Here is a 19,530-nt window from a genome sequence, read left to right on the forward strand (position 1 = left end):
GCGCGCATTGTATACCTCAAGTTTGTGCGCACGCACCGTGACCGCGATGATTGGGTTGTGCCATGAGTCCTCAGCGACTGTGCCTCAGTAGGCCGCGCGGTAGATCTTCTCGATGTCGACGGCGCTGAGCTTGCGCGGATTGTTGCGCATCAGGCGCTCGATCCCGGCGGCTTCCACGGCCATCGCCGGGATCGCCTCTTCCGGCACGCCGAAACTGCGCAGCCCGGCGGGAATTTCCACCGCCGCGCACAGTTCCGTCATCGCCTGCACGGCTTTGTCCGCCGCCTCGTTCGCGCTCAGATGAGCGGTCTTCACGCCCATGGCTTCGGCAATATCCTGCATGCGTTCGACGCAGGCCATTTTGTTCCAGGTCATGACATAGGGCAGCAACAAGGCGTTACTGACGCCGTGGGCAATGTTGAAACGCCCGCCCAGCGGATAGGCCAGCGCATGCACTGCCCCCACCCCGGCGTTGCCGAACGCCATGCCGGCCATCAGGCTGGCGGTGGCCATGTCTTCGCGCGCTTGCAGGTTGGCGCCGTTGGCGTAGGCCTTGGGCAAGGCGCTGGCAATCAGTTTGATCGCGCCGATGGCGAGGGAATCGGTGATCGGCGAGGCATTCACCGACAGATAGGATTCGATGGCGTGCACCAGCGCATCGACGCCACTGGCCGCGGTAACGCTGCGCGGACAGGTCAGGGTCATTTGCGGGCTGACCAGTGCGACATCCGGCAGCAGGAAATCGCTGACGATGCCTTTCTTCAGTTGCGCGACCTTGTCCGAAAGAATCGCGACGTTGGTCACCTCCGAGCCGGTGCCGGCGGTGGTCGGGATGGCGATCAGCGGCGGGCCTTTGCGCGGCACCTGATCGACACCGAACAGGTCCTCAAGTGCGCCGTGGTAACCGGCGTACGCGGCGACACTTTTGGCGATGTCGATGGCGCTGCCGCCACCGAGGCCGATCAAACCGTCATGCCCGCCTTCGCGGTAGGCGCGCATGCAGTCTTCGACGATGGCAATCTCCGGGTCGGGCAGCACACGGTCGAAAATCTCGTACTCGCGCCCGCCCAGTTGTACCAGCGCCAGCTCGACGGTGCCGGACTTGACCAGCGCGGCGTCGGTGACGATCAGCGGGTTGTCGATGTCCAGCCGGGTAAGTTCTGCCGCCAATTGTTCGATGGCTGCGGCGCCGGTGATCAGTTTGTGAGCGATTTTGAACTGGGACAGACTCATGGTGCGCAGCCTCTTATAGATAGGGGAGCTGGGCACAAGATTAGCTGGGGATTTGGGGTTGTCTGCTATTCAGGGTGTGAATGACCGAGAACTTTGCATACAACACAAATCCCTTGTGGGAGGGGGCTTGCTCCCGAAAGCGGTGGATCAGTTGAAACAATGTCGACTGACCCACCGCTTTCGGGGGCAAGCCCCCTCCCACATTTTTTGACCGAGTGCGGCGTCAGACCTGCGCAGTACGCAGTTTCTCGCTTCGGCCACGCAGCCATTCCAAAGTCAGCAGCAAGATCACCGAAGATGTGCGAGTTGGGCACAAGATTAGCTGGAGATTTGGGGTTGTCTGCTATTCAGGGTGTGAATGACCAAGAACTGTGCATACAACACAAATCCCTTGTGGGAGGGGGCTTGCTCTCGAAAGCGGTGGATCAGTTGAAACAATCTCGACTGACCCACCGCTTTCGGGAGCAAGCCCCCTCCCACATTTTTTGACCGAGTGCGGCGTCAGACCTGGGCGGTACGCAGTTTCTCGCTTCGGCCACGCAGCCATTCCAGGGTCAGCAGCAAGATCACCGAGAAGGCAATCAGCAACGTCGCGGCAGCGGCGATAGTCGGACTGAGGTTCTCGCGAATCCCGCTGAACATCTGCCGAGGCAAGGTTGCCTGCTCTGGCCCTGCCAGAAACAGCGTCACCACCACTTCATCAAACGAAGTGGCAAAGGCAAACAGCGCCCCGGAAATCACCCCCGGCGCGATCAGCGGCAAGGTCACCCGGCGAAACGCGGTCAGCGGCGAAGCCCCTAGGCTGGCAGCCGCTCGCACCAGATTGTGATTAAACCCCTGCAACGTCGCTGATACCGTAATGATTACAAACGGTACGCCGAGCACCGCGTGCACGACGATTAGCGAGAAGAAACTATTGCCAAGGCCCAGCGGCGCGAAGAACAGATAACTCGCCACACCGATGATCACTACCGGTACCACCATCGGCGAAATCACCAGCGCCATCACCAGCGATTTGCCCGGGAAGTCCCCGCGAGTCAGGCCGATCGCCGCCAGGGTGCCGAAAATCATCGCCAGCACGGTCGCGGCCGGAGCAACGATGATGCTGTTCTTCAGGGCGCGCATCCATTCGGCCGAGGCGAAGAAGTCGTGGTACCACTGCAGCGAAAAACCCTGCAGGGGGTAGACCAGAAAACTTCCCGAGTTGAACGACAGCGGCACGATCACCAGCACCGGCAGAATCAGGAACAACAGGATCAGGCCGCAGAGGATCCGCAGGCTGTAGAACCACACCCGTTCAACGGGCGACATGTAAGGACTCAGCATCGCAAATTCCCCTTAGCTCAGGCGCAGGCGACTGGCGCCCACCAGCCAGCTGTAGATCAGATAAAGCACCACGGTCGCCAGCAAGAGCAGACCGCCCAGCGCGGTGGCCATGCCCCAGTTGATGCTGGTGTTGGTGTAGAAGGCGACGAAGTAGCTGACCATTTGGTCGTTCGGGCTGCCGAGCAGCGCCGGGGTGATGTAGTAGCCGATGGCGAGGATGAACACCAACAGGCACCCGGCGCCGACGCCGGCGTAGGTCTGCGGGAAGTACACCCGCCAGAAACTGGCGAACGGATGGCAGCCGAGGGAAATCGCCGCGCGCATGTAGGTTGGCGAGATGCCTTTCATCACGCTGTAGATCGGCAGAATCATGAACGGCAACAGGATGTGCACCATCGAGATGTACACGCCGGTACGGTTGAACACTAGCTCCAGCGGCTTATCAATGATGCCCATCGCCAGCAATGCGCTGTTGATCAGCCCGCCGGATTGCAGCAGCACGATCCACGCGGCAACGCGTACCAGAATCGACGTCCAGAACGGCAGCAGCACCAGAATCATCAACAGGTTGCTCTGTCGCGACGGCAGGTTCGCCAGCAGGTACGCCAATGGATAAGCCAGCAACAGGCAGATCACGGTGATGACCAGCCCCATCCAGAAGGTGCGGGCAAAGATGTCGAGATAGATCGCCTGGTCCGGGGTCGCCGGGGCGAGTTCGCCGAGGTCATCGATTCGGTGGTCGACCGCCGCCAGCAGGTAATACGGAGTGATGCTGCTGGTGTTGCGTTTCACCGCTTGCCAATAAGCCGGATCGCCCCAACGCTCGTCCAGCGCTTCGAGCGCTTCTTTATAGGAGGCCGGTTCGCTGGCAAACGGCAGCGCCCGGGCGGTTTTGGTCAGCAGGCTGCGGTAGCCGGCCAACTCCATGTTCAAGCGCTTGGACAGATCGCCCAGCGTCTGGTTTTTGCGGGCTTCGGCGAGGTCTTCGCTGGCAGCCTTGTACACCGGTTCGGCGGGCAGACCGCGGCCGTCCCAACCCGCGATGGCCGTAACGGTGCGCGGCATGCCGCCGACCACTTCCGGGTTGCCGACGCTTTTATAGAGCAGCGCCACGATCGGCACCAGAAACACCAGCAACAGAAACAGCACCAGCGGCGCAATCAGCGCCTGCGCTTTCCAGCGGTTGACCCGCTCGGCGTGCTTGAGCTTCTGCTTCAAGGTGGGGCTGGCGCCCTCGTTCAGGGGAACGGCGATGGCCATGACGTACTCCGCAAATCTTTTGATCGTTACAGAGGTGGCAAGCCACCTCTGTTGAGTTGAAACACAGCAACCTGTGGGAGCGAGCCTTGTGGCGAGGGGATTTATCCCCGTTCGGCTGCGCAGCAGTCGTAAAACCTGAGAATGCGGTTTATCTGACCCACCGAGCGGGTATGGCTTTGGGGCTGCTTCGCAACCCAACGGGGATAAATCCCCTCGCCACACATTCACCCTTGCCATTTCCCGTACAGGTAAGAAAGTGGTTATTTCGCAGCCCAGGAATTAAAGCGCTGTTCCAGCTGCTCGCCGTTGTCAGCCCAGAAGCTGACGTCGATCTGCACCTGGTTGGCGATGTTTTCCGGGGTGGTCGGCATGTCTTTCAGGACATCCTTGGCCAGCAGCGGCACTGCCTGGGTGTTGGCCGGGCCGTAGGCGATGTTTTCCGAATAGGTCTTCTGCTGCTGCGGCTGCACCGAGAAGGCGATGAATTTCTTCGCCGCTTCGGCGCGCTTGGCGTCCAGGCCTTTAGGGATCGCCCAGGCGTCGAAGTCGTAGATGCCGCCGTTCCACACCACTTTCAGGTTGGATTCTTTCTGCACGGCGGCGATACGACCGTTATAGGCCGAGCTCATGACCACATCACCAGAGGCGAGGTATTGCGGCGGTTGCGCGCCGGCTTCCCACCATTGAATGCTTGGCTTGAGTTCATCGAGTTTTTTGAACGCGCGATCCTGACCGTCCTTGCCGGCCAGCACCTTGTAGACGTCTTTTGGCGCCACGCCATCGGCCATCAACGCGAATTCAAGGGTGTACTTGGCGCCTTTACGCAGGCCACGCTTGCCCGGGAATTGCTTGGTGTCCCAGAAATCCGCCCAACTGGTCGGTGCGGTTTTCAGCTTGTCGGCGTTATAGGCCAACACGGTCGACCAGACGAAGAAACCGACGCCGCACGGCTGGATCGCACCTTTGACGTAGTCTTCGGTCTTGCCGAACAGCGCCGGATCGAGTTGCTCGAACATGTCTTCGTCGCAACCACGGGACAGCTCTGGCGATTCAACTTCTACCAAGTCCCAGGACACGCTCTTGGTGTCGACCATGGCTTTGACCTTGGCCATTTCGCCGTTGTACTCGCCGGCAACAATCTTGCCATTGCCTGCTGCTTCCCACGGGGCATAGAAGGCTTTGACTTGCGCCGCCTTGTTCGCCCCGCCAAACGACACCACGGTCAAATCCGGGCCGGCGGCCATCGCGCCGGTTGCACCCATCAGGCCCAGAGTCAGGGCGGTGAACTTCAGGGATCTCAACATTTATTGTTCTCTCCACGTGCAGGGTTGGTGTTGGTATTGCCGGGGCGCTTAGTGCGCCTCTAAAAGAGGATCAAGCGCGCGAACGTGCTCGACCTGCCAGCCAAGCGGTACCACGTCACCGACGCTGAGCGCTGGATCGAGCTCGGCAATCGGTTGTTTCACGAAGAAGTCGGTCTTGCCGCAGACTTCCAGGCGCACCCGGACGTGGTCGCCCAGATAGATGAATTCCGCCACCCTCCCTGAGAAGCGGTTGACACATTGATCGCTGGAGCCGTTGAGGCTGACGCGTTCAGGACGAATCGACAGCGTGACTGGCTCACCGGTCTGGCCGACGTTGACCGCCAGCGCCTCGACCTTTTCGCCCCGACCCAACTCAACCACGCAGCGCTCGCCGCTCTGGCTGAGCAGGCGCCCGTTGAGGCGGTTGTTCTCGCCGATGAAATTGGCGACGAAGGTGTTTTTCGGTTCTTCGTAAAGCGTGCGCGGCGGCGCAATCTGCTGGATCTCGCCCTGATGGAACACCGCGACACGATCCGACATGGTCAGCGCTTCACCCTGGTCGTGGGTCACATAGACCACGGTCACGCCGAGGCGCTGGTGCAGGTGTTTGATCTCCATCTGCATGTGTTCACGCAGTTGTTTGTCGAGCGCGCCCAACGGTTCGTCCATCAACACCAGTTGCGGTTCGAACACCAGCGCACGGGCCAGCGCCACACGTTGCTGCTGACCACCGGACAACTGCGCCGGATAGCGCGAAGCGAACGCGTCGAGCTGGACCATGCTGAGGACTTTCTTCACCCGGTCGCTGACGTCGCTTTTGTTCAGGCCACGGACGGTCAGCGGGAAGGCGAGGTTCTCGGCCACGGTCATGTGTGGGAACAGTGCGTAGTTCTGAAACACCATGCCGATGTCGCGCTTGTGCGGTGGCACGTTGTTGATCGAGCGCCCGGCCAGGAGGATTTCCCCGGCAGTTGGCGTTTCGAAACCGGCGAGCATCATCAGGCTGGTGGTCTTGCCGGAACCGGACGGCCCGAGCAGGGTGAGGAACTCGCCTTTGCGAATGTCCAGGTTGAGGTCTTTGACGATCAGGTTCTCGCCGTCGTAGCTCTTCTGCACTCCACGAAAGCTGACCAGCACATCACTGGCCCCTGCGTTTGAATCGACCTGGCTCATACCCGCACCTTTGTTGTTGATGACTGCTTGTTCATCAAGCCTAGTGGCTGGCAGCAGCCACGCAAATCGGGGCGCAGGAGAGAATCGCTTAAGCGCGATGGAAGATTGGGGGTAGGGATTGCCCTACAAGGATGGCGCTAATGGATAAGGCAGTGGCAAGTGGCGAGCTGCAAGCCGCAAGCAAGGGCAAAAGCGTTTGTCGTGAATGGATATGCCCACACGCAAATCCCCTGTAGGAGTGAGCCTGCTCGCGATAGCGGTAGGTCAGTCGCTGAATTGTTTTCAGAAAGGACGCTATCGCGAGCAGGCTCACTCCTACAGTTTGATCGCGGTGATGCTCAGAGGAGTTTATGCTCCATCGCATATTTCACCAGCTCGGCCAGTGAAGTGATGTTGAGCTTCTGCATCAGCCTTGCCTTGTGCGTGCTGATGGTCTTGCTGCTCAGAGCCAGTTGCTGGGCGATGTCATTGACGTTGGCGCCCTGGGCCAGTCGTTCGAACACCGAGAACTCGCGCTCGGACAGCAAAGAATGCAGGGGGCGCGCGTCAGTCAACCCGACTTCGAAGACCATGCGATCGGCCAGATCCGGATCGATGTAACGCCCGCCCGCCGCCACTTTACGAATGGCTGTGAGCAACAGCGCCGGATCGCTGTCCTTGGTCGCATACCCGGCCGCGCCGACCTTCAGTGCGCGCGCGGCCATCTGCGCTTCGTCGTGCATCGACAACACCAGAATCGCCGGCGGGTTGTTCAGTGCGCGGATGCGCGGGATCGCTTCCAGGCCATTGACCCCGGGCATGGAGATGTCCAGCAACACCACTTCACAAGGGACGCTGCGCAGGGTTTCGAGCAGTTGCTCACCATTGCTCGCCTCACCCACCACTTGCAGGTCCTTGGCCAGGCCAATCAATTGCTTGATGCCCTCGCGAACGATGGTGTGGTCTTCGGCTACCAGTACACGGATCACATTTTTCTCCTCAGCCAATATTTCGCGAGCAGGCTCGCTCCCACCCTGAAATGCACTCCTCTGTGGGAGCGAGCCTGCTCGCGAAGAGGCCCGCATCAGCGCCACACAATGATCAGACTGCCTCTACCGGCACCCAGACATTCAGACTGGTGCCCTCCCCCGGCTCACTCACAAGCTCCAGCCGCCCGCCCATGATCAACACCCGCTCACGCATGCCAACCAATCCAAACGACGTCGGCCGCCCCTCGGCAACGACAAATCCTACGCCATCGTCGCTGACCGTCAGGCACAATTCATCGCCCGCAAGCTCCAGCGTCAATTCCACGGTATGCGCCTGGGCATGACGCATCACATTGGTCAGCGCCTCCTGCAGGATCCGGAACAGCCCCACCGCTTTGGCATCGCTAAGCGCCGGCAGGTTATCCGGCACCCGCACCAGACACGGAATCTGCGTGCGCGCTTCAAAACGACGCGCCTGCCACTCGATTGCCGAGGCAATCCCGGCATCGAGAATCGGCGGACGCAATGCCGTTGCTACATCACGGACCAACTGAAACAGCTGCGCGATCAGGCGCTTCATGCTGTTGAGCCGTTCGTTCAGACCCGGATCGAGTTGCGCGTAGGCCAGTTCGCACATCGACGTTTCCAGTTTCAGCACGGTCAGCATCTGCCCCAGTTCATCATGGACCTCACGCGCGATGCGCGCCTTCTCTTCTTCGCGCACGCTCTCAAGGTGCGCCGACAGCTCGCGCAGTTGCTCGCGCGAGGCGGCCAGCTCCAGTTCGATGCGCTTGCTTTCACTGATGTCCCAGACGATGCCGTCCCACACGTAAGCGCCATCTTCCAGCTGCCGGGTGATCGCCTTGATCTCGGCCCAGCGCTGTTCGCCATGGCGTGTGACGATGCGGCCCTGCCACGACCAGTCGCTGTCGGTGTCCAGTGCCTGATCCTGGGTGCGGTGATAACTGGCCTTGTCGTCGGGGTGCACCAGACTGCGCAGGCCCATGTCACGATGGGCGATGACTGCGGGCGCGTAGCCGACCAGACTTTCGCTGCCTTCGCTGATGTAGGCAAAATCGATCTGTCCGGTGACCGGCGCCCGCTCCAGTCGAAACACCAGGCCCGGGACGTTGGCGGCGATGCCTTGCAGCCGCGCCTCACTTTCCTGCAATGCGGCAAGTGCGCGTCGGCGGTCGGTGACGTCGGTGAGGTAGACCACCAGATATTCGCTGTCGCGAAAGCGCAGAAAGCTCAGGGATACGTCCGCTGGCAGTACGCTGCCATCGGCGCGCAGGCAACTGGTTTCGAAGCTCAGCGGCCCCTCTTCACTGGCCCGCGCACGCTTCCACAGATTGAGCCAGCGGTCCATGTGCAGGCCGGGTTCGAAGTCGATCAGCGGCCGTTCGATCAACCCGCCCGAGGGATAACCGAGCATGTTTTCCGCCGCCCGATTGGCGTAGCGCACATGACTGTCCCAGTTGACCCAAAGGATGCCGACAGTGCTTTGATCGATGGAAAACTGCGTCAGCCGCAACGCCTCTTCGCTGGCCGCCCGGAGCGCAATGTCTTCGCGTGCACTGAGCAAGCGCTGTTCGAGACTGTGCTGCTGGCGCCGCTGCCAGAACACGATCGCCACGCAACTGAGGAGCATCACCGCGAATAACAGGCTGAGGTTTTGCCAGAATCCCGGTGATTCGGCGAGCCGTGGGTATTTCGGCTGTAGCCATTGGTTATGCAGTTGCTCCAGATCCTTGGCCGGGATTGCGCGCAAGGCACTCTGGACGATGCCGGCCAACTCCGGCCAATCGCGCCGCGAGGCCACACGCAGCAATTGCGGCAGGCCGATATCACCGACCACCACCAGTTCGGCGAATTCCGGCTCTACCGACAGGCGCCCCAACTGCGCTTCGTCGACCACCGCGTACGCCGCCTGCTGACTCAACAGCAATTGCAACGCCTGGCGTTCCAGCGGCACACCTTGCAGATTCAGATGTGGATAGTTGCTGCGCAGATAATCGGCGGTGGTGCTCGGCATGCGCACGGCGACGCGGGTCTGGCTGTCGAGTTTTTCCAGATCGACCGCGCCGCTGCTTTTCCGGTCACTGACCACCAGTTGCGGCACGCGCATGTACGGATCGGAAAACTGCCAGAGGCGCAACGCGCCCGGGGTCTGGCTCAGACCCGGGGCGATGTCGATTTCACCTTCGCGCAAAGCGGCCTCCAGTTGCCCTAGATCCTGGAAGTTGCGCCAGCTCAGTTCGACACCCAGGGTTCTGGCGAGCAATTTCATCAGCTCGACGTTGGCCCCGGACAATCGCTGCAAGCGTCGATCGTAAGTCGCGTAGGGCGCCTGCAAGACCAGGCCGACGCGCAACTCAGGGTGCTGCGCCAGCCATTGCTGCTGGTCTGGCGTCAGTTGCGCGACATGTGCCGGTGGCGCAGGCGCCGCCCAGCCCATCAAGGGAAGCCACAAACAGCCGATAACCCACAGGCAGCAAAATCGCTTCATTGAAGTCTCATACACTGACAAATTCTGACCAACCCATTAGGCTGCCGGGATACATTTCTGGCCTGGAATAACCGATGCCCTCTGTCTATCGCCTGGCAATGCCAGCATTGTGCCTGTCGCTGATCCTGCCTTGTGCGTTTTCCGTCAGCGCCGCTGATCCGGCACCTGCCCCCGCGGCGGAAAAACCCGCCGAAGAACAACCCGTCGAACGTCAGCCACTGCTTGAGCGTAGTCAGGAAGAAGCGGCGGCACTGCAACGTAAGGTGCCGGCGCAGGAACAGCAACAACTGCAAGCAGGCAGCGAGACATTTCTGGCCCTGTGGAAGCAGGCCAACACCGCCGAACCGAAAGGCGCAGTGATCATCGTCCCCGGTGCCGGCGAAACCGCTGACTGGCCGCAGGCTATCGGCCCGTTGCGGCAAAAACTGCCGAACGCGCAGTGGAGCAGCCTGAGCATCACCCTGCCTGACGTGCAAGGCGACGCCATCGCCCCGCGCGTGGTCGAACCCGCCGCCGCGCCGAAAGCCCCGGAAACCGCAAGCAAGGACGCCACCACCGCGCAGCCGATCGAACAAGCCGCTGGCGGTGAAGCGGAAGTCGCCGAACAGGTGGTGGCCGAAACTGTCGAGGAACACGCCAAAGCCGATGCCGAGCGCATTTTTGCGCGGATCGATGCGGCCATCGCCTACGCCGAACAGCAGAGTGCGCGCAGCATCGTCGTGCTCGGTCATGGCACCGGCGCCTATTGGGCGGCGCGTTTTCTGAGCGAACGACAAACTGCGCAGGTGGAAAAACTGGTCATGGTCGATGCACAGACGCCGGCCAAGGCCCTGCCGCCGCTGGCGGAACTGACACCGACATTGAAGCTGCCGACGGTGGATATTTTCTACATGGACAAAGCGCTGGATCGCAACGCGGCGCTGGAGCGCATGCAGGCGAGCAGGCGCTTGAAGACCTCGGCGTTCAGCCAGGTGGCGCTGAAGGTGTTGCCGGACAAGAACGCTGAGCAGGAGCAATTGTTTCGGCGGGTGCGGGGCTGGTTGAGTCCTCAAGCTACTGACTGACTTTCAGACCGAGTCGGCCCTATTCGCGAGCAGGCTCGCTCCCACATTGGATCTATGCACACAATTCAATGTGGGAGCGAGCCTGCTCGCGAAGGGGCAGCACAAACGACATCCATCTACCGCCTAACGAAAATCCCGCCGCTCGCGAATCAAGGTATAGGCGTTATGCAACTCGCGCGTACGCTCCGTCGCCTCGCGCACCTGCGCCGCCGTCGCGCCACTGCCGGCAATCTTGTCCGGGTGGTGGCGACTGAGCAGACGCCGATACGCCCGCTTGATCTGCGCCGGCTCACTGCCCGCGGACACCCCGAGCAGTTTCATCGCCTCCTGATAACTCACCGCCGCGCTGACGATGGGCCGTTTACCCGGCTCGTAATCGCTGGCCAGCGCTTGCACCTGCTGCGGCGTCCAGCCCAGCCACTTGCCCCACTGCGCCAGCAACTCCCGCTCGCTGACCCCGGCACGACCGTCGGCCCAGACCATCCGCCAACAAGCGCGCAACACGCCTTCCGCCGCGTGGGGCTGAGCACTCAGGCGGCGCAGATAACCTCGCAAATGATCGCTGCCTGACTTGCCACGATTGAACGCGGCGATCGCCCGACGTGTCGCCGGCTCGCTCATTTCCAGCGCGCGCATCTCATTGCGCGCCTGCTGAATGTGCCCATCGGTGACGCGTCCGTCGCTCTTGGCGAGACGCCCAAGTAACACGAACAGCAATTCGTCGTTGCGCAGCATCGGCCGACCGCCGAGTCTTTCCCGCAAATGCCCCCAGCTCTGCAGGTGCAGGCGCCGGTCCAGCGCCTGCCCCAACAATGCCCCAAGCATGGCCCCCGGAATGCTGGCAATGGCAAAACCCGCTCCGGCTCCAATCAGAGTCCCTGGCCACAACATGTCAGCGACTCGCTTCTATCAAGGCTTCGGCTTCGGCCAGACGCTCATGCGTACCGACATCCACCCAGTGACCTTTCAGCCGCTCGCCTGTCACTTCGCCGTCGGCCATGGCCTTGCGCAATAACGGCGCGAGCTTGAAGGCGCCCTCGCTGCAGCCATCGAACAACTGCGGGTGGAGCACGGCGATGCCGCTGTAGGTCAGGGTCTGTGCATCAGGCTCGCCGTCCTGCACTTTGCCGTCGAACAGCGTGAAATCACCGTTCGGGTGATGCGCCGGATTATCCGCCAGCACCAGATGCGCCAGGCTGTTGATCGGCTGGTGCAACACGCTGAAGTCGTAATCGGTCCAGATGTCGCCGTTGACCACCACAAACGCATCGTCACCGAGCAACGGCAGCGCCCGGAAGATTCCACCTCCGGTTTCCAGCGGCTCGCCTTCGGGCGAGTACTGAATGCTCAGGCCAAACCGCGAGCCATCACCGAGGTAATCCTCGATCTGCTGACCCAGCCAGGCATGGTTGATCACGATGTCGTTGAAGCCTGCGGCCGCGAGGGTCCGCAGGTGATATTCAATCAACGGCACGCCACCGGCACGCACCAGTGGTTTCGGCGTGGTCAGGGTCAGCGGGCGCATGCGCTCGCCTTTGCCCGCCGCCAGAATCATTGCCTTCATGCCGTCGCTCCAGCACGCAAGCTGCTGAACAACGCTTGCAGTTCCGCCAGTTCGGGACGCCGGGCGATCACCGCGTCTATATAAGAGAAGAAGCGCGGCACGTCCGCCAGATAGCGTGGCTTGCCGTCGCGGTGGCAGATGCGCGCGAAGATACCGATGACTTTCAGATGGCGCTGCACGCCCATCAAATCGCTGGCGCGCAGGAAGTCTTCGAAGTCCGCATGCACGGGGATATCCAGCGCCGACGCTTGCTGCCAATAACTTTCCAGCCAGCCGCGCACACGTTCTTCAGGCCAACTGAGGAAGGCGTCCTTGAACAGGCAGGTCACGTCATAAGTCACCGGACCATAGACCGCGTCCTGAAAATCCAGCACGCCGGGATTTGGCTCGCTGATCATCAGGTTGCGCGGCATGTAGTCGCGGTGCACCAGCACTTTGGGCTGCGCCAGGGCGCTGTTGATCAACAGCTCACTGATGCGCTGCCACTGTTGCTGTTGGGTCGCATCGAACTCGACGCCCAGCTCGCGCTTGACGTACCACTCGGGAAACAGCTCCAGCTCGCGACGCAGCAAGGCAACGTCATAACCGGGCAGCGGCGCTACCATCGGCAATTGCTGAAAAGCCAACAGCGCTTGCAGGGCATCGTGAAATAACGCGTCGGCATTTTCGCCGTCGATCACGTCCAGATACGTCTTGTTGCCCAGGTCATTGAGCAAAAGAAATCCGCGATCGAGGTCTTCGGCGTAAATTTTCGGCACATTAATTCCGGATTTCGCCAGCAAAAAGGCGATATCCACGAACGGTTTGCAGTTTTCCTGCGGTGGCGGCGCGTCCATCACGACGAAGCTGCGACCGTCGCCCTCCCAGCGGAAGTAGCGGCGGAAACTCGCGTCGCTGCTGGCCGCGGTCAACGTGGCCGGGGGCACGGGGCCCCAGCCCTGCTCGGCAAACAACTTTGCCAACTGCTCATCGAGCCAAACTTTCAGGTGTTGCAAGCGTACATCTTGGTCAGGCATTGCAAGGGTCTCCGACGGCGCTAGCCGTCAAGCGGGTCATGCTTTATTATCCAGCATCTTTTTCAGACCATCGAGAGGCGTGCGGCCCACACCGCGGGCAGATGGCACGCAGGAAGCCCGGACTAATAAGATGGCATTGAAATCCCCCGCGTTTCGTAAAAAATTTCCGTTGTTGGTAACCGGCAGTCTGCTGGCTATGCAACCTCTGGCCAGTCCATTCGTTGTTGCCGCCGAGCAGTATGACTGCTCCGTCTCGGCGACGGGTGGCTGGGACTGTGCACCCAAATCACCCGCCGCGGCGTTGCCGCCGCGTCCGGTGCATGACGGCAGTGCCATCAGCTCCAGTGGCGAGGCCCCGGCCGACAGCGGCTCGGTTGCCGACACAGGGCCGAAAACGGCGCTGGTCACCGAAGCCAAGGGCCGTGGCCTGAAATCCCGTAGCGAAGACTACAGTCACCTCGACTGGGTTCCGCGCGAGAAGCTCACCGCCGCCCAACTGGCCGAGACCGGTCCTTATTGCTCCGGTGCCTATATCGAACCGGTTCGTCCTGGCATGAATGACAAGACGAACAAAAGCGATGCTCCGACCTTTATCGGCGCAAAAGCCTCGCGCTATAACACCGATGATCAAGTCGGTACGCTGGCCGGCGACGTCGTCCTGCGCCAAGGCAGCATGCAGGTCGAATCCGACGAGGCCAGCCTGTACCAAGCCGAGAGCCGCGCCGAGCTCAACGGTGACGTGCGCATCCGCGACAACGGCGCGCTGATCGTCGGCGACCACGCCGATGTCCAGCTCGACACCGGTGAAGCCAAGGTCGACAACGCCGAATACGTGATGCACAAATCGCGCATCCGCGGTAGCGCGCTGTACGCCAAGCGCGCCGAAAACGCGATCATCCGCTTGAAGGACGGCACGTACACCACGTGCGAACCGAACAGCAATGCGTGGCAGCTCAAAGGCAACAACATCACGTTGAACCCGGCCACCGGTTTCGGTACCGCGACCAACGTGACCTTGCGCGTCAAAGACATTCCGATTCTGTACACGCCGTACATTTACTTCCCGATCGACGACCGTCGCCAGTCGGGCTTCCTGCCGCCGACCATCGGTTCGGGCACAGACACCGGCTTCATGCTGGTCACGCCTTATTACTTCAACCTGGCACCGAACTACGACGCCACGTTGTATCCACGTTACATGAGCAAGCGCGGCATGTTGGTGGAAGGCGAGTTCCGTTACCTGACCAAGTCGAGTGAAGGTCAGTTTGGTGCGGCGTACCTCAATGACGAGGACGATGATCGCAAGCGCCAGTCGGATTACAGCGAGACTCGCTACATGTACAACTGGCAGCACAAGGGCGGTCTCGACTCCCGCTTGCTGACCGAAGTCGATTACACCAAGATCAGCGATCCGTATTACTTCCAGGATTTGCAGACCGATCAGATTGGTGTGAAAAGTTCTGACTATGTGAATCAGCAGGGCGCGGTCACCTACCGTGGTGACAGCTATACCGCACGCCTGAATGCTCAGCAGTACCAACTGGCGACTGTTTCGAACATCACGCCTTATGGTCGTTTGCCGCAGATCACCTTCAATGGTCAGTTGCCGTACCACCCGGAAGGTCTGAATTTCGATTACGAGACCGAGCTGGTACGTTTCGACCGTGACCTGCGCAGCGGCACGTTTGTACAGGAAGACGGCATCACCACCGAGCCGCGCCTGGACAATAATATTCAAGGCCTCGCTCGCGCCAATGGCGACCGTTTGAATCTGAAACCGGGTGTAAGCCTGCCGATGAACTGGACGTATGGTTTCCTCAAGCCATCCTTGAAGTATCAGTACACTCAGTACCAGCTTGACCTGGACAACACCGGTAAATCGCAGATCGATGTGATGACCGCAGAGCAGAAAAAGCTCAACGGCGAATTCGACAGCAACCAGAACCGCGGCGTACCGATCGCCAGCATCGATGGTGGCCTGTACTTCGACCGCAATACCTCGTATTTCGGCAAGAACTACCGCCAGACTCTGGAACCACGCCTCTTCTATCTCTACGTACCTGAGGTCGACCAGGAAGACATTCCGGTATTCGACACCAGCGAGTACACCTTCAACTACGCCTCGTTGTTCCGCGACAACCGCTTCTCCGGCGCAGACCGTGTCGGCGACGAGAACAAATTGTCGCTGGGTGTGACCAGCCGCTGGATCGAAGACAACGGTTTCGAGCGTCAACGCATCAGTGTCGGTCAGGCTCTTTACTTCAAGGACCGCGAAGTTCAATTGCCTGGTATCGCTTTCAAGGATCGTGATGACGCGAAATCCAACGTCTCGCCTTATGCGCTTGAATACGAGTACCGCTGGAACCGCGACTGGCGCACCACCGCCGACTACAACTGGGACCCGGACAGCCACAGCCCGCGTTCCGGCAGCGCGATGTTCCACTACCAACCGGAAGACAACCCGAACAAGGTTATCAACGCCGGCTATCGCTATCGCAATGACCAGGTCCGTTTCGACCAGAACACCGGTAAATGGAGTGTGGGCGGCGGTGATTACGGAACCCCGGGCACCCCTGGCTACGTCAAGGACTACTACAAGATCAAGCAGCATGATTTCTCGGTCATCTGGCCGATCGTTCCGCAGTGGAACGCAATCAGCCGCTGGCAGTACGACTACAACCGCAACCGTACCCTGGAAGCCTTCGGTGGTTTCGAGTACGACAACTGCTGCTGGAAACTGCGCCTGATCAACCGTTACTGGGTTTCCTATGACGAGTTCAGCCAGGAAGCTCCGCAAAACGAAAAAGGCGACCATGGCGTCTTCCTCCAAATTGTTCTGAAGGGACTCGGCGGCCTGACTGGCGCCAAGGTAGAGAGCTTCCTCGACAAAGGCATTCAAGGTTATCGTGAACGTGAAGACCAAGCTTTCTGATTGTCTGCGCCCGGTGCTGCTGGGCGCGCTGTTCCTGGGTACGGCGGCCAACGCCGCCGTACAGTCCATCGACAAAGTGGTAGCGATCGTCGACAACGACGTGGTCATGCAGAGCCAACTGGACCAGCGTGTTCATGAAGTTCAGCAAACCATCGCCAAGCGCGGTGGCGGCTTGCCGCCTCCGGGCGTGTTGGATCAGCAGGTGCTCGAGCGCCTGATCGTCGAAAACCTGCAACTGCAGATCGGCGAACGTTCCGGCATTCGCATCACCGATGAAGAACTGAACCAGGCTGTCGGCACCATCGCTCAGCGCAACAACATGACGGTTGATCAGTTTCGTGCTGCGCTGGCTCGCGATGGCCTGAACTATGACGACGCCCGCGACCAGATCAAGCGCGAAATGATCATCAGCCGTGTGCGTCAGCGTCGCGTGGCAGAACGCATTCAGGTCTCCGAGCAGGAAGTGAAAAATTTCCTCGCCTCCGACCTGGGCAAGATGCAACTGTCCGAAGAACTGCACCTGGCCAACATCCTGATTCCGACACCGGAAAGCGCCAACTCTGATGCCATTCAGAGCGCCGCGCGTCAGGCCATGGAGGTTTACCAGCAGCTCAAGCAAGGCGCCGACTTCGGTCAGATGGCCGTTGCCAAATCCGGCAGCGACAATGCGCTGGAAGGCGGCGACATGGGCTGGCGTAAAGCCGCACAACTGCCACCGCCGTTCGATCGCGAGCTGAGCAGCATGGCCGTTGGCGACATCACTCAGCCTGCACGTACGCCGGGCGGTTTCATCATTCTGAAGCTGTTGGGCAAGCGTGGCGGTGAAGCGCAGATGCGCGATGAAGTGCATGTGCGCCACATCCTGGTCAAGCCAAGTCCGATTCGCGATGAAGCCAAGACCAAGGCGCTGGTTCAGTCGCTGTATGACCGCATCACCGCTGGTGAAGATTTTGCCGAGCTGGCGAAAAACTACTCGGAAGATCCGGGTTCTGCCCTCAACGGCGGCGACCTGAACTGGATCGACCCGAACGTGCTGGTGCCGGAATTCCGCGAAGTGATGGCCTCGACCCCGCAAGGTCAGCTGTCCAGGCCCTTCCAGACCCAATACGGCTGGCACGTGCTGGAAGTCCTTGGCCGTCGCGCCACCGACAGCACCGAACAGGCCCGTGAGCAGCAGGCAATGACCGTACTGCGTAACCGCAAATACGATGAAGAGCTGCAAACCTGGCTGCGTCAGATCCGTGACGAAGCGTACGTAGAGATCAAACTCCCTGGTGCAGACCAGGCAGCGCAGTGAAACCCAAGCGTTTCGCGCTGACACCCGGCGAGCCCGCCGGCATCGGTCCCGACCTGTGCCTGCTGCTCGCCTCGCAAGCCCAGCCTCATCCCCTGATTGCCATCACCAGCCGCGACCTGCTCCTTGAGCGGGCCGCGCAGCTGGGACTGACCGTCAATTTGCTGGATGTCGGGCCGGACCGCTGGCCGGACGCTCCGGCACCGGCCAACAGTCTGTACGTCTGGGATACATCGCTCAGCGCACCGGTGATCGCCGGGCAACTGGATAAGGCCAACGCGGCTTTCGTTCTCGAGACCCTGACCCGTGCCGGCAATGGCTGCCTGAACGGCGACTTCGCCGGGATGATCACCGCGCCTGTCCATAAAGGCGTGATCAACGAGTCCGGCATCGCCTTCTCCGGTCACACTGAATTTCTCGCTAACCTGACCCACACCGCCCAAGTGGTGATGATGCTTGCGACCCGCGGTTTGCGCGTGGCCCTGGTCACCACCCACCTGCCCTTGCGCGAGATTGCCGACGCGATCACGCCAGAGCGACTGGAACGAGTCACGCGAATCCTGCACGCCGACCTGCAAGACAAATTCGGCATCGCCCGGCCCCGCATTCTGGTCTGCGGCCTCAACCCGCACGCCGGTGAAGGCGGACACCTGGGCCATGAAGAAATCGACATCATCGAACCGACATTAGAGCGCCTGCGCGGCGAGGGCATGGACCTCCGTGGCCCGCTGCCTGCCGACACTCTGTTTACCCCCAAATATCTGGAGCACTGCGACGCAGTGCTGGCGATGTACCACGACCAGGGCTTGCCCGTGCTCAAGTACAAAGGCTTCGGCGCTGCGGTCAACGTGACGCTGGGCCTGCCGATCATCCGCACGTCCGTCGACCATGGCACTGCCCTGGATCTGGCCGGCAGCGGCAAGATCGACACCGGCAGCCTGCAAGTCGCCCTGGAAACCGCCTACCAGATGGCCGAGACCCGTTTATGACCGAGCAATACCAACACAAGGCGCGCAAACGCTTTGGCCAGAATTTCCTTCACGATGCCGGCGTTATCGACCGCATCCTGCGCTCCATCCACGCCAGGCCTGACGACCGCCTGCTGGAAATCGGTCCAGGCCAGGGCGCACTGACCCAAGGCTTGCTCGGCTCTGGCGCACAACTTGACGTGGTGGAACTGGACAAGGATCTGATCCCGATCCTCAATCAGCAATTTGCCGGCATGAACAACTTCAACCTGCATCAGGGCGATGCACTGAAGTTTGACTTCAACACGCTCAACGCCGCACCGAACAGCCTGCGCGTGGTCGGCAACCTGCCGTACAACATTTCCACGCCGCTGATTTTCCATCTGCTGAACAACGCCGGGATCATCCGCGACATGCACTTCATGCTGCAGAAAGAAGTGGTCGAGCGGCTGGCCGCAGGCCCGGGTGGCGGTGACTGGGGTCGCCTGTCGATCATGGTTCAGTACCATTGCCGCGTTGAGCATCTGTTCAACGTCGGGCCGGGCGCATTCAACCCGCCGCCGAAGGTCGACTCGGCGATCGTTCGTCTGGTGCCGCACGCGGTGCTGCCGCACCCGGCCAAGGACCACAAGTTGCTGGAGCGCGTTGTGCGCGAGGCGTTCAACCAGCGGCGCAAAACCCTGCGCAACACCCTCAAGCAATTGCTCAGCAATGCCGAGATCGAAGCCGCCGGCGTTGATGGCAGCCTGCGTCCGGAACAGCTGGACCTGGCCGCGTTCGTGCGCCTGGCCGACCAGCTCGCGATACAAGTCCCGGCTGCCCCTGCCGCCGACTGACAGACGATGAACGCTATCGGGCAGGACGCCACTCTGGTTTACTGCCCGATACTTGCCTAGACTGATTCTCCATCAGCTACGCC

Annotated in this window: 15 protein-coding genes; 5 read left to right on the forward strand and 10 right to left on the reverse strand. The window is 60.8% G+C overall.

The genetic code is table 11. The features are described 5' to 3' along the window. Nucleotides 1–84: 84 nt before the first annotated feature. From HU765_RS13110 to HU765_RS13140, 7 genes are all read right to left on the reverse strand, one after another. A complete protein-coding gene (locus HU765_RS13110; RefSeq protein WP_186620991.1) occupies nucleotides 85–1,233 on the reverse strand; it encodes an iron-containing alcohol dehydrogenase in 1,149 nt (382 codons plus the stop codon). A gap of 501 nt (nucleotides 1,234–1,734) precedes the next feature. Continuing rightward, on the reverse strand, nucleotides 1,735–2,559 hold the full coding sequence (locus HU765_RS13115; protein ID WP_186620992.1) for an ABC transporter permease: 825 nt from the start codon (nucleotides 2,557–2,559) through the stop codon (nucleotides 1,735–1,737). Nucleotides 2,560–2,571: 12 nt separating this feature from the next. Further along, nucleotides 2,572–3,819: an ABC transporter permease gene (locus HU765_RS13120; RefSeq protein WP_186620993.1), complete on the reverse strand. Its 1,248-nt coding sequence runs from the start codon at nucleotides 3,817–3,819 to the stop codon at nucleotides 2,572–2,574. Between the two features lie 260 nt (nucleotides 3,820–4,079). Next, nucleotides 4,080–5,123: an ABC transporter substrate-binding protein gene (locus HU765_RS13125; protein WP_186550928.1), complete on the reverse strand. Its 1,044-nt coding sequence runs from the start codon at nucleotides 5,121–5,123 to the stop codon at nucleotides 4,080–4,082. A gap of 48 nt (nucleotides 5,124–5,171) precedes the next feature. Continuing rightward, entirely contained in the window at nucleotides 5,172–6,296 is a 1,125-nt protein-coding gene (locus tag HU765_RS13130; protein ID WP_186550927.1) for an ABC transporter ATP-binding protein, read from the reverse strand. Nucleotides 6,297–6,634: 338 nt separating this feature from the next. Continuing rightward, on the reverse strand, nucleotides 6,635–7,264 hold the full coding sequence (locus tag HU765_RS13135; RefSeq protein ID WP_116028308.1) for a response regulator transcription factor: 630 nt from the start codon (nucleotides 7,262–7,264) through the stop codon (nucleotides 6,635–6,637). 112 nt (nucleotides 7,265–7,376) lie between these two features. Continuing rightward, nucleotides 7,377–9,773 carry a sensor histidine kinase gene (locus HU765_RS13140; protein WP_186620994.1) on the reverse strand — a complete coding sequence of 799 codons (2,397 nt, stop codon included), beginning with the start codon at nucleotides 9,771–9,773 and terminating at the stop codon, nucleotides 7,377–7,379. Nucleotides 9,774–9,847: 74 nt separating this feature from the next. Here HU765_RS13140 and HU765_RS13145 point away from each other — a divergent pair, with 74 nt between their 5' ends. Further along, a complete protein-coding gene (locus HU765_RS13145) occupies nucleotides 9,848–10,837 on the forward strand; it encodes an alpha/beta hydrolase family protein (protein ID WP_186620995.1) in 990 nt (329 codons plus the stop codon). Between the two features lie 123 nt (nucleotides 10,838–10,960). Here the strand turns inward: HU765_RS13145 and HU765_RS13150 are convergent, their stop codons facing one another. The 3 genes from HU765_RS13150 to HU765_RS13160 are packed head-to-tail and all read right to left on the reverse strand — an operon-like array spanning nucleotide 10,961 to nucleotide 13,417. After that, on the reverse strand, nucleotides 10,961–11,728 hold the full coding sequence (locus tag HU765_RS13150) for a TerB family tellurite resistance protein (protein ID WP_186620997.1): 768 nt from the start codon (nucleotides 11,726–11,728) through the stop codon (nucleotides 10,961–10,963). Nucleotide 11,729: 1 nt separating this feature from the next. After that, nucleotides 11,730–12,401 (reverse strand): N-acetylmuramate alpha-1-phosphate uridylyltransferase MurU, encoded by a 672-nt coding sequence (murU, locus tag HU765_RS13155; RefSeq protein WP_186620999.1) that lies wholly within the window; start codon nucleotides 12,399–12,401, stop codon nucleotides 11,730–11,732. Further along, the gene (locus HU765_RS13160; protein ID WP_186621002.1) at nucleotides 12,398–13,417 is read right to left on the reverse strand and encodes a phosphotransferase; all 1,020 of its coding nucleotides are present in this window, start codon (nucleotides 13,415–13,417) and stop codon (nucleotides 12,398–12,400) included. Before HU765_RS13160 ends, murU begins: the two co-directional genes overlap by 4 nt. 130 nt (nucleotides 13,418–13,547) lie before the next feature. Between HU765_RS13160 and HU765_RS13165 the strand changes: the two genes are divergently transcribed. From HU765_RS13165 to rsmA, 4 genes are read left to right on the forward strand one after another with little or no spacing between them, the layout of a single operon-like run. After that, complete coding sequence (locus HU765_RS13165; protein ID WP_186621003.1) at nucleotides 13,548–16,349, forward strand: LPS-assembly protein LptD; 2,802 nt, start codon at nucleotides 13,548–13,550, stop codon at nucleotides 16,347–16,349. Beyond that, a complete protein-coding gene (gene surA / locus HU765_RS13170; protein ID WP_186550920.1) occupies nucleotides 16,324–17,646 on the forward strand; it encodes a peptidylprolyl isomerase SurA in 1,323 nt (440 codons plus the stop codon). The genes HU765_RS13165 and surA overlap by 26 nt, the downstream gene beginning before the upstream one ends. Continuing rightward, a complete protein-coding gene (gene pdxA, locus HU765_RS13175) occupies nucleotides 17,643–18,632 on the forward strand; it encodes a 4-hydroxythreonine-4-phosphate dehydrogenase PdxA (protein ID WP_186621004.1) in 990 nt (329 codons plus the stop codon). Before surA ends, pdxA begins: the two co-directional genes overlap by 4 nt. After that, nucleotides 18,629–19,447: a 16S rRNA (adenine(1518)-N(6)/adenine(1519)-N(6))-dimethyltransferase RsmA gene (rsmA, locus tag HU765_RS13180; protein ID WP_186621005.1), complete on the forward strand. Its 819-nt coding sequence runs from the start codon at nucleotides 18,629–18,631 to the stop codon at nucleotides 19,445–19,447. The genes pdxA and rsmA overlap by 4 nt, the downstream gene beginning before the upstream one ends. The last annotated feature ends 83 nt before the right edge of the window (nucleotides 19,448–19,530 follow it).

It is taken from the genome of Pseudomonas sp. SWRI81, from assembly GCF_014268545.1.
Taxonomy (GTDB): Bacteria; Pseudomonadota; Gammaproteobacteria; order Pseudomonadales; family Pseudomonadaceae; genus Aquipseudomonas; species Aquipseudomonas hamedanensis.

Excerpts from the sequence above, each read along its gene's own strand:
- HU765_RS13110 (WP_186620991.1), bottom strand. The coding sequence starts at position 1,233 with ATGAGTCTGTCCCAGTTCAAAATCGCTCACAAACTGATCACCGGCGCC.
- HU765_RS13115 (WP_186620992.1), bottom strand. The coding sequence starts at position 2,559 with ATGCTGAGTCCTTACATGTCGCCCGTTGAACGGGTGTGGTTCTACAGC.
- HU765_RS13120 (WP_186620993.1), bottom strand. The coding sequence starts at position 3,819 with ATGGCCATCGCCGTTCCCCTGAACGAGGGCGCCAGCCCCACCTTGAAG.
- HU765_RS13125 (WP_186550928.1), bottom strand. The coding sequence starts at position 5,123 with ATGTTGAGATCCCTGAAGTTCACCGCCCTGACTCTGGGCCTGATGGGT.
- HU765_RS13130 (WP_186550927.1), bottom strand. The coding sequence starts at position 6,296 with ATGAGCCAGGTCGATTCAAACGCAGGGGCCAGTGATGTGCTGGTCAGC.
- HU765_RS13140 (WP_186620994.1), bottom strand. The coding sequence starts at position 9,773 with ATGAAGCGATTTTGCTGCCTGTGGGTTATCGGCTGTTTGTGGCTTCCC.
- HU765_RS13145 (WP_186620995.1), top strand. The coding sequence starts at position 9,848 with ATGCCCTCTGTCTATCGCCTGGCAATGCCAGCATTGTGCCTGTCGCTG.
- HU765_RS13150 (WP_186620997.1), bottom strand. The coding sequence starts at position 11,728 with ATGTTGTGGCCAGGGACTCTGATTGGAGCCGGAGCGGGTTTTGCCATT.
- murU (WP_186620999.1), bottom strand. The coding sequence starts at position 12,401 with ATGAAGGCAATGATTCTGGCGGCGGGCAAAGGCGAGCGCATGCGCCCG.
- HU765_RS13160 (WP_186621002.1), bottom strand. The coding sequence starts at position 13,417 with ATGCCTGACCAAGATGTACGCTTGCAACACCTGAAAGTTTGGCTCGAT.
- HU765_RS13165 (WP_186621003.1), top strand. The coding sequence starts at position 13,548 with ATGGCATTGAAATCCCCCGCGTTTCGTAAAAAATTTCCGTTGTTGGTA.
- rsmA (WP_186621005.1), top strand. The coding sequence starts at position 18,629 with ATGACCGAGCAATACCAACACAAGGCGCGCAAACGCTTTGGCCAGAAT.